Below are 15,721 nucleotides of genomic sequence, written 5' to 3'. Positions count from 1 at the left end.
TGGGATCTCCCGGGTAGCTGTCAGTCGAGGCGGTGTCCCTGGTCGTCGTAGAGGTGGCAGGCGACCGGCTGTTCGGCCGCGCCGGAGAGGGGGGGTTCCTCGCGCTCGCACGGGCTCTCGAAGCGGTCGCGCAGGACCGTCTCGGCCGTCTCCCAGTCGTCCGCCGCGAGCGCGTCGATGGCCTCCTGGACGACCTCGCGCACCTCCCCGTCGGGCTCGGTCTCGAACTCCCGGTCCCAGATCGCTCGGACGAACGCCCGGCGTTCCGGATCGCGACCGCCGTCGGCCGAGGCCTCGGCCGTTCCCCCGTCGTCGGCCCGCGCTTCGGCGTCGTCGCGGACGGCGTCGAGCGGGATGTCGCGGTTCTCGACGGCCTCCCGGAAGTCCATCACGTCGCGGTACACCGCCTGCTCGACGTCGAGATCGTCGGGAGGGATGACCTCGGGACAGCGCGTCCGGAACCGACAGCCCGAGGGCGGGTCGACCGGGCTCGGAACGTCCCCTTTGAGGAGGATACGGCCCTCGTCGTCGGCCCGGGGATCGGGCTCCGGAATCGCGGACAGCAACGCCTGCGTGTAGGGGTGTTTCGGCGTCTCGAACAGCTGTTCGGTCGGGGCCGTCTCGACGACCTTCCCGAGGTACATCACCGCGACCCGGTCGCAGATGTGGCGGACGACCGAGAGGTCGTGGGCGATGAAGAGGTACGTCAGGTCGAACTCGTCCTGGAGGTCCTCCAGGAGGTTGAGGATCTGTGCCTGGACGGAGACGTCCAGTGCGCTCACGGGCTCGTCGGCGACGATGAAGTCCGGGTCGACCGCCAGCGCCCGCGCGATGCCGACCCGCTGGCGCTGTCCGCCCGAGAGTTCGTGGGGGTAGCGGTCGTACTGCGCGGGTTCGAGCCCGACGGCCTCCAGCAGTTGCGCGACGCGGTTCCGCCGTCGCGCCCGTTCGGAGTCGCCCGCACTGACGCGGATCTCGACGGCGGTGATCCGACCGTCGGAGCGCGTGACCGTGGTGTCGACGGCCATCGGTGTCCCGGTCTCGACGGCCACCTCGTCCCCGTCGACGGTCACGGCGACGTCGACGACGGCCACCCCGTCGCTGCTGGGGACGAGGGCGTCGGCGTCGTCGGCCACCGCGACCTCGACGGTGCTCCGGTCGATACCGCTCACGGAGACGTCGGCGCGCGTGTCGACGAGCGGGTCGCTCACGGGGAGGTCGTGGATCTCCAGCGGTTCCCGGATCGTCTTGCCGACCGTCTGGCGCGGGTCAAGCGACGACATCGGGTCCTGGAAGATCATCTGCATCTCGCGGCGTTTCGCGCCCAGCGCGTCGTCGTCGAGGTCGGTGATGGTCTCGCCCGCGTACACGACCCGGCCGTCCGTCGGTTCGAGCAGGCGAAGCAGCGACCGGCCCGTGGTCGACTTCCCGCAGCCGGACTCGCCGACGAGGCCGAGCGTCTCGCCCTCGTAGATGTCGAAGTCGACGCCGTCGACGGCCTTGACGGTCTGTGGCTCGTCGGAGAGCCACTCGTCGAGCCACCCCTCGGCCCGGGAGAAGTACTTCCGGAGGCCGTCGACCTCCACCATCGGGTCCCCGCCGAACGTCTCTGACTCGACGGCCATCTCGCCGGCCGCCGCGCCGTACTCGTCGGTGTCGAACTCCTCCAGCACGCACTTCGACTTGTGGGACACGTCCGGCGGACCGTGGTCGAGGTAGGGGATCTCGCCCGAGGTGCACTCCTCGCGGGCCCACGGGCACCGCGGCTCGAAGTGACACCCGTCGGGGAGGTCGATGAGGTCCGGGACGTTCCCCTCGATGGGCTGGAGGCGGTCCGTGTCCTCTCTGGGGATCGACTCCAGCAGCGCGTAGGTGTAGGGGTGGCTGGGGTTGTGGAAGATCTCGTCGACCGGCCCCTCCTCGACGATCTCGCCGGCGTACATCACGGCCACGCGGTCGCAGGTCTCGGCGACGACGCCGAGGTCGTGGGTGATGAACAGGACGCTCATCCCGAACTCCGCCTGGAGGTCGTTGATGAGATCGAGGATCTGGGCCTGGATGGTGACGTCAAGCGCCGTCGTCGGCTCGTCGGCGATGAGCAGCTTGGGCCGACAGGCCAGCGCGATGGCGATGAGCACCCGCTGGCGCATCCCGCCGGAGAACTCGTGGGGGTACTCGTCGAGCCGGGACTCCGGTTCCGGGATGCCGACGGCCTCGAGGATCTCGATCACGTCCTGGACGATCTCCTCGTCCGTGTCGCCGCGGTCGATCACCTCCCGGACGCCGTTGAGCCAGGTGTCGGCCTTCTTCTGGTCGTAGCGGTGGAGCCGCAGGCTCTCGGCGATCTGCTCGCCGACGGTGAGCGCGGGGTTGAGCGACGTCATCGGGTCCTGGAAGATCATGCTCATCTCGCCGCCGCGGATGTCCCGCATCGCCCGCTCGGGCGCTGTGGTGATGTCGACCCGCGCCCCGTCGAGCCTGACGTGCTCCGGGCCGTCCTCGCGTTCGCGCAACACTTCCCAGGGGTCGGCCCCGGGGTCGACGTCGCTGTCCGGTTCCGGGTCGAGTCGCGCGCCCTCGACGAACAGGAACCCGTCCAGCGCGTCCGCGACGGCGTGGTCGATCTCGGGGCCGACCGCCTCCGGGTCCGCGCCCGACTCCAGGCGGTCGGCGATCCCCCGGAGGGCCGCCGCCAGCGCGCCGGGATCGTCCGCGCCGTCGAGATCAGTCGCGATGCCTCGGAGTTCGTCGGCCGCGGCGTGGGGATCGGCCGCCTCGCGGAGGTCGCCCGCGACCCGCCGGCAGGCGGCGACGAGCTCGTAGGGGTACGACGCGACGGCGTCCGGATGCGTCGCTGCGAGTTCGGCGACGACCTCCGCGTCGCCGAACACGACCTCGCCGCCGACGACTTCGCCCGGGTCGTCGACGATCCGCATCGCCGACAGCGCCGTGACGCTCTTGCCCGAGCCGCTCTCGCCGACGAGCCCGACCGTCTCGCCGGACTCGATCGTCAGGTCGAGTCCGTCGACGGCCTTCACCGCACCGCGGTCCGTGTCGAACTGTGTCCTGAGTTCGCCCAGGGAGAGTAGGCCAGTCACTGTCACACAGTGGAGACAGCCCACGGATATAGCTTCCGCCGGCGACGACGCGGGCTGCCGTCCCGACCGGTCGAGTCTGTGCTCCCCCGCTCCGCTCGCGTCGAGACGACGTAACTGCGTTCCGCCGGACGGAATTGGATGGGCTTTTAGTGATCGCTTCGTTATGGGTCGAGTATGAGCACGACCGAGGAACACGCCGACGGCGGCCACGGGGACCACCACCTCCCGGCGACGGAGGACTGGCCCCGCGGCTTCGGCGAGGCGAGCTGGTGGCCATTCATCACCGCCATCGGCGGCTCCGGCATCTACGTCGGCGCGGCACTGTTCGTCCTCTCGCTGGGCGAGAACGCGCTCGTGAGCACGACCGTCGGTGCCGTCGCCACCGTCGGGAGCGTCGGCCTGTTCCTGCTTGGGATCTACGGCTGGCTGTACCACGCCTTCGTCGTCAACTTCTGGGAGCGCGGGACCGACCACCACTCCGGCCGGACGCTGAAGTTCGCGATGTTGCTGTTCCTGGGCTCGGAGCTCGCCACCTTCGGCGCGGGCTTCGTCTACTACTTCATCGTCCGCGGGACTGACGTCTGGACCCAGACGTCCGTCCCCGAGGTGTTCGGCTCGCTGGTCATCGTCAACACGGTCATCCTGATCATCAGTTCGGTGACGCTGCACTACAGCCACGTCGCGTTGATCAACGGCAACCGCTCGCGGTTCGTCCGCCTGCTCGGGCTGACGCTGCTGCTGGGCACCGTCTTCATCGGCGGCCAGGTGTACGAGTACTACGAGTTCATCGTCCACAAGGGCTTCACCATCACCGGCGGCGCTTACGCCTCCGCGTTCTACGGCCTGACCGGTCTCCACGGGCTCCACGTCACGATGGGCGCGGTGCTGTTGGGCATCGTCTTCGCGCGGGCCTACTACGGCCAGTACTCGCCCGAGCGCCACACCTCCGTCTCGACGGCGTCGATGTACTGGCACTTCGTCGACGTGGTGTGGGTGTTCCTCGTTGTCGTCCTCTACATCGGCGCGAACCTGTTCGCCTGAACGCGAACCCCTAACTTCCCCGCGCCACTGCCCCGGATATGGAGCGGCTCGACGTCAGCGACGGCTTCGACGTCCACGACTACCGTCACGGGCTGAAGCTCCTGACCCAGGACCGGGAGACGACGACGCTGGCCAACAGGGACGGGTTCGCCTGCCCGGCCTGTGGCGAGGCCTTCGAGCGCCTGTTCGTCACGGAGAAGCGAGCGAACACGTTCGGCGACCCCGGCGGGCCGTTCTGTCTGGTCCGCACCGACGACGAGCTCCTGTTGTTGACACATCGGTAGCCGGGTCGTGGTAGTCGGACTCGACGCCCGGACGAGTACTTTTGAGTGTGTGACACGTACTCAGGGCCGATGCAGGCAGCAAGACTCCACGAGTACACGGACGATATGGCGAACGGGCTCTCGATCGACGAGGTCGACGCACCACAGGTGACAGACAGCAGCGGCGTCGTCGTCGAGGTCGAGGGCGCGGGCTGGTGTCAGACTGACAACCACATCATCGAGGGGATGTGGGAGCAGTACGTCGAGCAGCCGCTCCCGCTGACACTCGGCCACGAGAACGCGGGCACGGTCGTCGAAGTGGGCGAGGAAGTCGGGATCGTCGACGAGGGCGACCAGGTGATCTGTCACCCGGTCCAGACTTGCGGGACCTGTCGGCCCTGCCGGCAGGGCGAGACGATGTACTGCGAGAACCAGGCGTTCAACGGCCTGACGACGGACGGCGGCTTCGCCGACCAGCTGCTCACCGACGAGCGGTCGGTGATCCCGCTGCCCGACGGCGTCGACCCGACCGACATCGCGCCCCACGCCGACGCCGGCATCACGGCCTACCACGCCGCGAAGAAGGCCGTCGCCGACCTCGACCCCGGGGACGCCTGCGTCGTCATCGGTATCGGCGGCCTCGGCCACATCGGCCTCCAGTGTGTCGACGCGATGAGCGCCGCCGACATCGTCGCCGTCGACGTCAAGGCGTCCGCCCGCGACCTCGCCGACCGCTTCGGCGCTCACTACACGCTCGACCCGACCAGCGAGGACGTCCCGAGCGAGGTCGACGACATCACGGACGGCGTCGGTGCGGCACAGGTCCTGGACTTCGTCGGTGCCGACGAGACGACCGAGCTCGCGCCGGATCTCTGTGCGGCCGGCGGCGACCACCACATCATCGGCTACGGCGGCCACGTCCACGAACCGGCACAGGCGCTGGTCAACGGCGAGTTCTCCTTCCGGGGTAACATCGTCGGCCAGTACACCGAACTGCAGGAGCTGGTCGCACTGGTCGACCGCGGGGACGTCGACCTCCACACCAGCCGCTACGACCTCGACGCCGTCAACGAGGTGGCAGAGAAGCTGGAACACGGCGAGATCGACGGCCGGGCGGTCATCACGCCGTAGCGCCGCCGCGCGGATCAGCCCCGTCGCTCGGCCCGCTCCTCGTCGCTCACGAGGGCGGTGTACCGCCCGAGGAACGTCTCGCGGTCGGTCTCGCCCGCTCCCGCCTCGACGAGTCGCTCCTCCAGTCCCCGTCGGGGGGCGTGGGACCGGTCCCCGTCGCAGGGCTTGCAGAGGTACTCGAAGGACTTCTCGCCGCGGTCCCAGCGGTCGCCGTGCTTGTCGTACTCGCGGGCGTCGTCCCGGTCCACCTCGTCCCCGCAGGCGATACAGACCACCCTCTCGTCGCCGTCGCGGTGCCAGGCGTTGCGGTAGCTCATACTCGTCGTCTCGTGGCCCGGGACGGTCGCTCTACTGCCTCACTTGCGAGGGTAATTTAAACATAGCGGGGTTCGGGACCCGCCAATCGGCGTGTCGATCCACAGCCCCCTACCGATCAGCCCGCGCTGTCGGGGTCACAGGTGAAGTGCCGGCTCCGGTTGGCCGCGACGTAGCGATAGATGCGCCGACCGACGGCGCGGACCGGCGGCAGTCCCATCACCCCGACCAACGGGAGGAAGGTTCGGTACTGCCGGCAGAGTTCCCGGAACGCGTCGTATCCCTCGTGTGCCGTCCCGTCGTCGAAGACGTACATCGCAGTGCCGAAGTCCACGTCCTCGCGATCGCCGTACCGGGCCGGGACGTCGGACTGGGAGTAGAACGTGACCGACCCCGCGACGTCGACGAGCTTGAACGGGTACAGCGCCCGCACACAGAACCGACAACGCTCGTCGAACACGAGGTCGAGGTCACGGTCGAGCGCCAGCCGAGCGTGGACCCGGTCGAAGGCGGTGAACAGCGCCAGGAGAAAGAGGTTGTCTACGAAGAAGATCCCGAGCAGGACGACGTTCGAGAGCGTGAACGTCGCCAGCCCGAACACGACCGGTGTGACGGTGATCCCGAGCAGGACGGCGACGAGCAACCCCATCTCGACGACGAGCGTCCCGACGCCGCCGAGAGTTCCGAGGACCGGATACTCCACGAGGAGCAGCTGTGCGTCGTACCACGGGTAGACGTACGAGCGAACCAGCACGAGGCGCGTGAGGTTGTCCGGCGCGACGAACCCGAGGCCGTCGCCGGCGACGACCTTGCTCACCGCCGTGCTGAAAAAGAGGACCGCCAGCAGGAGGAGCGAGTACGTCAGCCCGCGCAGCCGGTACCGGCCGCCGGCGTCTGACTTCAGTCGCTCGACGAGCGTCTCGATCGACCAGTCGGCGGTTCGCCTGAGTCCGTCGACAGAGAGCGCGTCGTCGTCGGCGTACAGCGCGAAGAACAGCAGGACGAACGAACCCAGAAACAGGCTCTTGGTCTCGCCGCTGTTGTTGAGGGTGGCTCGGACGACACCCAGATGTGCCAGCAGTGCCGCACTCGCGAACCCGGTCGCCCGGGTCCGGTAGCCGACGGCGAACAGCAGCAACAGGCCGACGAGGAGCCACTGCTCGACCGTCAGGAGCCACGGTGCCCCGACCGGAAGCGCCCAGGCGTAGCTCTCGCCGGCCATCGCCCGGAAGGGGACGCTGACGTGCCGCGGCCAGTCGTACCAGACCGTCTTCCAGACGAGCCAGACCGCGAGCACGAGACGGGCGGCCGCGTAGTTGATCGGCGACGAGCGCTCGTCGTCGGCGACGTAGTTGACGAACATCAGCCGCTCCTCCCGGACGGTTCCGTTCGCCCCCGCATCGAGGACGGTCCGATTCATCTCCCGGGTCGGCATCGCGCTGGGCTGGGCCGGGACGCTCGTCCGCCCGCCGAGGGGGAACGACTCGAAGACCAGTTCCTCCTCGTACTCGACGACCTCGGTGCCGTCGGCGGACGTGACGAACGTCATCTCGTAGATCCGGATGCCGACGAACGCGTCGTACCGTTCGAGGGTCCCCTCCGTCCAGACGGCGGTCAATCCGTGGTTGGGGTACCGGAGCCGGTAGAGGAGTCCCCGCTCACCGACCCGGTCGCGGTACTCGCGGGCGCGAAGCAACAGGTACCGCGCCACCGCCTCGTTCCGTTCCCGGTCGTACTCGGTGAGCATACTCCGCCGGAGCGAGTTCATCGACACGCCCTCGAAGGCGAGGGTCATCCGCCCGTGCATCTTGAGCTCGTGGCCCGACTCGTCGACGACCCGGAACTCCCGGTACGTCTCGGTCTCCGCCGTCGGCTCGGCGAAGTGCGCCCACGAGACCAACGGGTACGGAGCCGTCGGGACGACGAAGTTGACAGCGAGCAACGCGAGGAAGAAGCCCGCGACGAACACCGTCCGGGCGTGGAAGCGGTCGGACAGCGCCACCGCGACGGCCGCCGCGGCCAGGAACCCCACGAAGATACCGGGGAGGAGGTACGAAGCGTACGGCTGGAGGAATTCGACGAGACCCACCGCGAGCGGTCGACCACCGACGAGCAGGCTCACGGCGCTCTCACACCTCCACAGCTCGGACCGCGGTGGACTCGACTCCCGATCACGGCTCCGACACCCCGACGACGGTCCAACCGGTCCGCATACGGGCCGTCTAGCCGGACCCGGACTTAGTTACGAGCGCTATATTCGGCCGGTACAGACGAACTAACGGCGAGTACGCCCGCCCGATTCTGACGGGTACCTGCTTCGAACCCTCGTCGTCGGTGGGGACAGATCCGGACCCGCCACACTGCAGCGTCGCCACCCGCGAGTTCGTGGGCGGCGGAACAAGCCGGTGGAGAGCGTTTGAACCGCCGGAACTTCGGTCGCTTCGCTCTCTCGTTCCGTGCGTCAAATCCCTCGTCGTGGCGTTCGCTGCTCACGAACCGTTCGCAGCAGAAAGCCGGTGGAGGGATTTGAACCCTCGGCCTAATCCTTACGAAGGATTCGCTCTAGCCAGTCTGAGCTACACCGGCACCGAAAGCGAGCACACGCGACCAGACTCACGTGACGACAGCACGTCGGTCGTGTGCCACTTGCAGTTCTTCGTAGTACCGATAACCGCAATAAGGATTGCGAATCCCGACGGCCGGGAGAGCCGTTCTCACTCCTCGCGCGCGCCGACGACGGTCACGGGGACGTCCGCCTGGAGCATCACCTCCTGTGCGACGCTGCCGAAGACCACCTTGCCGGTCGGGGAGCGCTTGCGCGACCCCATCGCGACGTGGTCGACCCCGAACTCGTCGGCGAGTTCGAGGATGCCGTCGGCTGGCGGCTGGCGGCCCTCGGCGAGTTCGACGTCGACGCCGCGCTCGGCGAGGTAGTCCCGGACGAGCTTGACCGTCTCGACGCGCTCGACGGTCCGGAGTTCGTCCGGGGCGTCGATCTCTTCCTCGGTGAGCGCGTGGGTGACGACGGCCGCGACGTTGTCGGCGGCGGTCGGGAGTTCGGCCACGAAGGCCGCCTGTCCGCGGGCGCGGTCCGGATCGGAGTCGACCGGAACGAGTACGCGGTACATCTCAGCCACCCAGGTAGAGCCGGCCGACCTGCTCGTCGTTGAGCAGCTCGGTGCCGGTGCCGGTGAACTTGATCTCGCCGCTGGCCAGCACGAAGCCGCGGTCGGCCACGGACAGGCCCTTCTCGGCGTTCTGTTCGACCAGCAGGATCGTCGTCCCGAGGTCGTTGAGCTGCTCGATGCGCTCGAAGACGTCGTCGATGAACCGCGGTTCGAGCCCGATCGAGGGCTCGTCGAGCAGCATCACGTCGGGGTCGACCATCAGCGCGCGCGCCAGCTCCAGAAGCCGGCGCTGACCGCCCGAGAGCGTCCCGGCGTCCTGCTGACGGATGTCGCCCAGGATCGGGAACTCGTCGTACAGCACCTCCGCACGCTGGGCGGCCTTCTCGTCGTCCTCGAAGACGTACCCGCCCATCAGCATGTTCTCGTGGACGCTCATGTTCGGGAAGACGCTGGCGTCCTGCAGGACGTAGCTGATCCCGTTCTTGAGGTTGGCCTGGGGAGAGCGTCCGGTGATCTCCTGGCCGCGGAAGTGGACGCTGCCGGCCTTCACGTCCGCGAAGCCGTAGATGCTCTTCATCAGCGTGGACTTCCCCGAGCCGTTCGGGCCGATGAGGCAGGCGATCTGTCCGTCCTCGATGGCGACGTTGACGTCGTGGAGGACGGTCGTGTTGCCGTACCCCGCGGTGACGTTCTCCATCGAGAGGACGGTGTCGTCGGTCGTGGTCGTGTCGGAGTCTGTCGTGGCCATCTCCCTCCCGAGGTACGCGTCGAGCACGCGCTGGTCGTTCTGGATCTGTTCGGGCGGCCCCTCGGCGATGCGCTCGCCGTGGGCCAGCACGTAGATGCGGTCGGCGATCTCCATCACGAAGTCCATGTTGTGTTCGATGAGGAAGATGGTCGCCTCCTCGTCGGCGTTGGCCGTGCGGATGTACTCGATGAGGTTCTCGATCATCGAGGGGTTGATGCCGCCGGCCGGTTCGTCCATCAGCAGCACCTCCGGCTCGGCCATCAGCGCCATCGCGAACTCGATGAGCTTCTGCTGGCCGAAGCTCAGGCGGCCGGCCCGCACCTCCGCGAGGCCGCCGAGGTCGACGTACTCGAGCAGTTCCTGTGCGCGGCCCAACAGCTCGTCGTCGGGTCGACGCAGCAGGTCGCTCACGTCTTCGCCGCCCTCCTGGGCGGCCAGCAGGAGATTCTTCTGGACCGACATATCCCCGAAGATGCGGGTCTCCTGGAACATCCGCCCGAGGCCGGCCCGAGCGATCTTGTACTCGGGCCAGTCGGTGACGTCCTCGCCCTGGAGGTAGACGCTCCCCTCGTCGGCGTCGAGGGTCCCCGTGACGCAGTTGAACAGCGTCGACTTGCCGGCCCCGTTGGGACCGATGAGACCGACGATCTCCCCCTCGTTGACCTCGACGTCCACGTCGTCGACGGCCGTGAGCCCGCCGAAGCGCTTGGTGACGCCGTCGGTCCGGAGGACCGCACGGTCGTTCCCGGGGTCGGTCGCCGGCGCGTCGGTCGCCTGGCTCACGCCGAGTCACCTCCCGCGGGCGGGGCGTCGTCCGGCTGGTCCCCGTCTTCGGCGGTGTCGTCGGTCGCGGCCATCCCGCCGCGCTTGTAGTACTCCATCTGACTGGCGTACTCCCGGAGCGACCCGACGACGCCTTCGGGGATAGCGATGACGGTCACGATGACCGACAGCCCGAGTAGGACGAGCTGCCAGCCGACGGCGTGGGACTCCACGAGTTCGATGATCGTGTGGAGGCCGAACGCGCCGATGATGGGACCGGCGACGGTGCCGGAGCCGCCCAGCAGCGCCATCGCGATGAGCTCGACGTTCCACGCGCCGTTGTAGGCCGTCTGTGGGTTGATGAACGTGTTGAACAGGCTGTACGCGCCGCCGGCGAAGCCGGTGAACAGCGCCGCGATGCCCCACGCGGCGGTCTTGTAGTAGGTCGTGTTGAACCCCATCGCGGTCGCCTTCCCCTCGTCGTCCCGGATGGCGTTGAGGACGAACCCGAAGCGGGTGTCCGAGAGGTAGTAGACGACCGCGGCCTCGACGACGAGCAACCCGAGGAACAGGTAGTAGAACACCGCTCCGTCGGGTCCGTTCAGCAGGATCTTCCCGCTCGCGCCGCCGGTGATGTCGAGGTTCCGGGACACCTGCTGGGCCGCCAGCAGGACGCCGAGCGTCGCGATGGCGAAGTAGTGGCCCCGCAGTCGGAGCACGATCGCGCCGATGAACAGGGCGAACACCGTCGCGACGACGCCGGCCACGAGGAACGCGACCGGGAAGGCGACGGCGAAGTCCTTGAACAGGATGCCCGAGGTGTACGCGCCGATGCCGAAGAAGGCCATGTTCCCGAAGCTGGGGTAGCCGGTCTGTCCGCCGACGATGTCCCACGAAAGCGCCAGCACGGCGAACAGGTACATCTCGGACAGCACCGTCATGATGTAGCCCTGCTGGAGGCCGAGCACCGGCGGGAGCGCGCCGACGACGGCCCCCGCGGCCAGCAGCTTCCAGCCGTGGGCGTCACAGACCGAGAACAGGCGGTCGATCTGTTCGGGGGGGACGAGCGAGCGCAGCGCACCCGAGTCGTCGGTCTCGGTGCTCATTCGCTCACCCCTCACCGAACAGGCCCTTCGGCTTGACGACCAGCAGGACGATGAGCAGCGAGAAGCTCACCGCCAGCGTCCACTGCGAGGAGATGAACCCCGCGACCAACTCCTCGACGGAGCCGAGCAACAGGCCCCCGACCATCGCGCCGGGGATCGAGCCGACGCCGCCGAAGACGACGATGACGAAGCTCTTCAGCGTGTAGATCAGACCCATCTGGGGCTGGATGTTGAGGATGACGCCGATGAACGCGCCGACGCCGCCGGCGATGGCCGACGAGAGTCCGAAGGTGATCGCCCGAGTGCGTTCGACGTCGATGCCGACGAGCGCTGCGGCCTCGGGGTTCTGCGAGACGGCCCGGATCGCGCGACCGGTCCGGGTCCGCTGGAGGAAGGCGTACAGTGCCACCGTCAGCAGGATGGCACCGACGAACGCCACCAGCTTCATCTTCGGGACGACGACGCCCCCGACCGTGAACGACGGGCTGGCGAACGAGACCTGGATCGACCGCGGGTTCGCCGACCACGCCTGGATGGCCAGTTGCTGGATCGCGATGCTCGCTCCGAAGGTGACCAGCAGGGTGAGGAAGATGTCCGTCCCGATGACCTGCGAGACGAGGACGCGCTGGAGCGCGTAGCCGACGACGAACATCGCGCCGATGGCGATCGGGATCGTCGCGAGGAACAGGATCGGTGACCCCTCGGCGTTCCCCGTGACGAGCGTCAGCGCCCAGTAGGACGTGTAGCCGCCGAGCATCACCATCTCGCCGTGGGCGAGGTTGATGATGTCGACGACACCCCAGATGAGCGCGAAGCCGACGGCTACCGCAGCGAACAGCGCCCCCACGAGGAGGCCGTTGACGATGAACTGCGTCGCCGCCATCGGTGTTAGCGCTCACTCCAGTCGGGCATCGGGTAGATGGGATCGGACTGTGCGACGTTCTCGGGGTAGGTGATCTGGAGGCCCGGGTCGGGCTGCCACTGGTAGACCAGCATGTTCTTGTTGATGACGCCGCTGTCGTCGAAGGCGACGTTGCCGTAGGCGGTCAGCGGACTGCCGGATCTGGTTGCGGACCGGCGTCGGCCCGAGTTCGTCGACCTGCTGGAAGGCGTTCATGAACGTCAGGATGACCGCCTCGCCGGCGGCGCTGTGGTAGTCCGGCGGGTAGCCGAACTGCTCCTCGATGGCGGAGACGAAGTCGCTGGTGCTGCCGTAGACCGGGTCCTCGAAGTCCGCGTTGGTCGCCCAGGAGGACGGTCCGCACGTAGTCCCCGTTCGCGCCGACCTCGTTCTTGAACGACTCGTTGAGGCTGCCGACGGTGCCCATCGCGGCGTCGACGTTGACGTTCTGACTCTCCATCTGGTTCGCCAGGATGATGTTGTGCTTCTGGTGGGCACACAGCAGCAGGACGTCCGCGTCCTGGTCTCGGACCCGCCCGAGGTTGGTCGAGAGGTCGGACGTCCCCGAGGGGAACGTCTGGTCCACGACGAGCTCCAGGTCCGTCTCCTCGATCTTGTTGCGTGCGCCCTCCGCCGTCGACTGACTGAACGTGCCGTCCTCCGCGAGGATGGCGATGGACTCGGGCGTCGGGTCCTGCGCCAGGCACACGCCGATGTAGCTCTTCGCGTACTTGTTAGCCGTCGGCAGCAGGCCGAAGATCCACTCGTTGCCCTGCGCGAAGATCTCCGGGCTCGCACCGCCGCCCTCGACCATCGGGAGCTGGTTCTGTGCCGCGACCGCACTGGCGGGCAGCGTCACCGTACTGGAGTACGGGCCCAGCAGGTAGTTGATGTCCTCCTGGTCGATCAGCTCCTGGTAGATCGACTTCGAGGTCGAGGCGTCGGTCCCGTCGTCCCGGAGGATCATCTCCAGTTCGTAGGTGTTGCCGTCGCCCGCCTCGACGCCGCCCTGCTCGTTGATACGGTCGATGGTGAGCTGGTAGGCGTCCTGATACAGCTGGCCCAGGTCGGCGTTGTCCCCGGTGAGGCTCATCGAGCCACCCAGCGTGATGACGTCTGTCCCGCTCCCGCTCTCGCCGGTGGACCCGCCGTCACCGCCGCCGTCGCCGCCATCGCCGCCGCCGTCGCCACCGTCCCCGCCGCTGCCGCCGTCTCCGGAACAGCCGGCGAGGCCAGTCAGTCCGAGCGCGCCTGCGCTTCCCGCAACCTTGATGAACGAACGTCGGTCGTGTTCTCGCGTCATAGTTGGTGTTCAGAGCGTGTATCAGTGATACACGCACTATCTGTGTCAAAGTAACACGACCTATTAACCATTAGGGATTAATGGGGTCGGGTTCGCGCTGAAATAACCGCTCTCGGGACGAGCGCCTCTCCGCTCGGTCTCGACGCGTGTCGCGCGCGCCCTACCAGAGGACGTGCGGCCACAACACCGAGAACAGCACCACCAGCAACAGGGTCAGGACCACCGTCATCAGCGCGTTCAGGACGACTCCGGCCCGGATCATGCCCCGCTGTTCGAGGTGGCCGCTCCCGAAGACGATGGCGTTGGGCGGGGTCGCGACCGGCAGCGCGAAGGCGAAACTCGCCGCGATCGCGCCCGTGACCGTGAGGAACACCGACGCGGTGACCGGATCGACGCCGAGCGTGCTCGCGAGGACGCTGCCGAGCCCGATGAGGATCGGCGCGAGGATCGTCGTCGTCGCCGTGTTCGAGGAGAGTTCGGTGACGAGGACGGTGAACACGACGACCGAGAGGACGACCAGGACCAGCGGCGCGCCGATCACCGCGTCGAACACCGTCGTCGCCAGCCAGTCGGTCGCGTCCGTCTCGGCCAGCGCGTCGGCCAGGGAGATGCCGCCGCCGAACAGCACGATCGTCCCCCAGTCGATGTCGACGAGGTTCTCCCAGTCGTCGGCGTCGGACAGCACCAGTGCCGGGATGGCGAGCAGTCCCACCACGACGAAGTACAGGATCCCCCGGTGGCCCTCCAGGCCGAAGACGTTCGTCCCGTCCCCGCCGAACAGCGTCACGAACCACGGCTCGGGCAACAGCCCCTCGAACAGGAACCCGAGCCCCCCGAGGATCCAGAGGATCGCCGTCGCCGCGAAGATGTACGCTGCGCGCCGTCCCCGCGGCGAGAGCGTGCCCTCCTCCTCGAGGTAGGTCGCGGCCTGTTCGCGGGCGTCGTCGACGCTGTCGATCTCCGGCGGGTAGAGCCGGAAGGCCAGGACGTACCACGTCAGCGGGAGCGTCACCGCGACGATGGGGAGGCCGACGACGAGCCACTGAGCGAACGAGATCTCCACGCCGACCAGCCTGTCCAGGAAGGCGACGGCGACGACGTTCGGCGGCGTGCCGATGAGCGTCCCGACCCCGCCGACGCTGGCCGCGTAGGCCGTCCCCAGCAGCGTCGCCACCCGCATGTTCGACACCTCGCCGGTGGACGAGTCCCGACCGACCACCTCGGCGAGCATCCCGAGCGCGACCGGTGTCATCATCGCCGTCGTCGCGGTGTTTGACACCCACATCGACACGAACGCCGTCGCGACCACGATCGCCAGCACGAGCAGCCGCGGGGACCGCCCCAGTCGGTTGATGAGCGTCAGCGCCAGTCGCCGGTCGATGTTGTGCGTCTGGAGCGCCTCCGCCAGCAATGGCCCGCGATGAACAGGAAGATCAGCGGGTCCGCGAACCCCGACAGCGCCCGTTCCATCGAGTCGTAGACGCCGAAGCCAGTCAGTGCCACCGGGATGAGCAACGCCGTCACCGGGAGCGGAAGCGCCTTCGTCACCCAGAGGCTCGCGGCCAGCGCCATCGTCGCCAGCGCGTACTGAGCGGCCGGGTTCAGCCCCGGCGGGGTCGGGAGCAGCGCGACCAGCGCAGTGCTGCCGATCCCGAGGACCAGCCCCGCCGCGACCCGGCGGGGGTTCTCGGTGACGTTCCAGCTCACAGGTGCCACCTCCCGTTCCCTCGTCGTCCGTGCCCGATCCGGTCGGCCCCTCGTGTGTGTCCCCGTCACGGCAGAAGTGCTCCACCAGTGCCCGGAGCTGTTCGTCGGTCAGTTCGGCGCAGTACAGGGCGAACAGCTCCTCCAAGCGCGCCTCCGAGAGACTGCGAGTGTCGCTCTCCAGCATCGAGACGTGTGCTTGTACGAGTCGTCGTCGACCT

At 68.1% G+C, this 15,721-nt stretch carries 11 protein-coding genes, 1 tRNA gene and 1 pseudogene; 3 read left to right on the top strand and 10 right to left on the bottom strand.

All coding sequences use genetic code 11. The features are described from left to right. Positions 1-20 precede the first annotated feature (20 nt). The gene (locus P0592_RS00065) at positions 21-3,098 is read right to left on the bottom strand and encodes a dipeptide ABC transporter ATP-binding protein (protein ID WP_276272214.1); all 3,078 of its coding nucleotides are present in this window, start codon (positions 3,096-3,098) and stop codon (positions 21-23) included. A gap of 174 nt (positions 3,099-3,272) precedes the next feature. Between P0592_RS00065 and P0592_RS00060 the strand changes: the two genes are divergently transcribed. The 3 genes from P0592_RS00060 (at position 3,273) to P0592_RS00050 (ending at position 5,533) form a co-directional block, all read left to right on the top strand. After that, entirely contained in the window at positions 3,273-4,139 is an 867-nt protein-coding gene (locus tag P0592_RS00060; protein ID WP_276272213.1) for a cytochrome c oxidase subunit 3, read from the top strand. Positions 4,140-4,177: 38 nt separating this feature from the next. Then, on the top strand, positions 4,178-4,423 hold the full coding sequence (locus P0592_RS00055; RefSeq protein WP_276272212.1) for a DUF7385 family protein: 246 nt from the start codon (positions 4,178-4,180) through the stop codon (positions 4,421-4,423). A 69-nt stretch (positions 4,424-4,492) separates the two neighbouring features. Next, positions 4,493-5,533 (top strand): NAD(P)-dependent alcohol dehydrogenase, encoded by a 1,041-nt coding sequence (locus tag P0592_RS00050; protein ID WP_276272211.1) that lies wholly within the window; start codon positions 4,493-4,495, stop codon positions 5,531-5,533. 14 nt (positions 5,534-5,547) lie between these two features. Here P0592_RS00050 and P0592_RS00045 read toward each other — a convergent pair whose 3' ends face one another. From P0592_RS00045 to P0592_RS00005, 9 genes and pseudogenes are all read right to left on the bottom strand, one after another. Further along, positions 5,548-5,850, bottom strand: a complete 303-nt coding sequence (locus P0592_RS00045) for a DUF7562 family protein (RefSeq protein WP_276272210.1) — start codon at positions 5,848-5,850, stop codon at positions 5,548-5,550. Positions 5,851-5,966: 116 nt separating this feature from the next. Further along, positions 5,967-7,970 (bottom strand): DCC1-like thiol-disulfide oxidoreductase family protein, encoded by a 2,004-nt coding sequence (locus P0592_RS00040; protein ID WP_276272235.1) that lies wholly within the window; start codon positions 7,968-7,970, stop codon positions 5,967-5,969. Between the two features lie 389 nt (positions 7,971-8,359). Continuing rightward, positions 8,360-8,434 (bottom strand) — tRNA-Thr (locus P0592_RS00035). A gap of 128 nt (positions 8,435-8,562) precedes the next feature. Next, positions 8,563-8,976, bottom strand: coding sequence for a universal stress protein (locus P0592_RS00030; RefSeq protein WP_276272207.1), 414 nt, complete (start codon positions 8,974-8,976; stop codon positions 8,563-8,565). Position 8,977: 1 nt separating this feature from the next. Further along, positions 8,978-10,507 (bottom strand): ATP-binding cassette domain-containing protein, encoded by a 1,530-nt coding sequence (locus P0592_RS00025; RefSeq protein WP_276272234.1) that lies wholly within the window; start codon positions 10,505-10,507, stop codon positions 8,978-8,980. Next, the gene (locus tag P0592_RS00020) at positions 10,504-11,592 is read right to left on the bottom strand and encodes a branched-chain amino acid ABC transporter permease (RefSeq protein WP_276272204.1); all 1,089 of its coding nucleotides are present in this window, start codon (positions 11,590-11,592) and stop codon (positions 10,504-10,506) included. The genes P0592_RS00025 and P0592_RS00020 overlap by 4 nt, the downstream gene beginning before the upstream one ends. Positions 11,593-11,596: 4 nt before the next feature. Beyond that, on the bottom strand, positions 11,597-12,475 hold the full coding sequence (locus tag P0592_RS00015; protein ID WP_276272233.1) for a branched-chain amino acid ABC transporter permease: 879 nt from the start codon (positions 12,473-12,475) through the stop codon (positions 11,597-11,599). 163 nt (positions 12,476-12,638) lie between these two features. Then, positions 12,639-13,796 carry an amino acid ABC transporter substrate-binding protein gene (locus P0592_RS00010; protein ID WP_276272232.1) on the bottom strand — a complete coding sequence of 386 codons (1,158 nt, stop codon included), beginning with the start codon at positions 13,794-13,796 and terminating at the stop codon, positions 12,639-12,641. Positions 13,797-13,956: 160 nt separating this feature from the next. Then, positions 13,957-15,503 (bottom strand): annotated as a pseudogene (locus P0592_RS00005) (SLC13 family permease). Positions 15,504-15,721: the final 218 nt, after the last annotated feature.

It is taken from the genome of Haloarcula litorea (assembly GCF_029338195.1).
Lineage (GTDB): Archaea > Halobacteriota > Halobacteria > Halobacteriales > Haloarculaceae > Haloarcula > Haloarcula litorea.
This window is presented reverse-complemented; position numbering and strand designations above follow the sequence as displayed.

Coding starts and splice junctions, on each gene's coding strand:
- P0592_RS00060 (WP_276272213.1), top strand. CDS start 3,273: ATGAGCACGACCGAGGAACACGCCGACGGCGGCCACGGGGACCACCAC.
- P0592_RS00055 (WP_276272212.1), top strand. CDS start 4,178: ATGGAGCGGCTCGACGTCAGCGACGGCTTCGACGTCCACGACTACCGT.
- P0592_RS00050 (WP_276272211.1), top strand. CDS start 4,493: ATGCAGGCAGCAAGACTCCACGAGTACACGGACGATATGGCGAACGGG.
- P0592_RS00045 (WP_276272210.1), bottom strand. CDS start 5,850: ATGAGCTACCGCAACGCCTGGCACCGCGACGGCGACGAGAGGGTGGTC.
- P0592_RS00030 (WP_276272207.1), bottom strand. CDS start 8,976: ATGTACCGCGTACTCGTTCCGGTCGACTCCGATCCGGACCGCGCCCGC.
- P0592_RS00020 (WP_276272204.1), bottom strand. CDS start 11,592: ATGAGCACCGAGACCGACGACTCGGGTGCGCTGCGCTCGCTCGTCCCC.
- P0592_RS00015 (WP_276272233.1), bottom strand. CDS start 12,475: ATGGCGGCGACGCAGTTCATCGTCAACGGCCTCCTCGTGGGGGCGCTG.
- P0592_RS00010 (WP_276272232.1), bottom strand. CDS start 13,796: ATGACGCGAGAACACGACCGACGTTCGTTCATCAAGGTTGCGGGAAGC.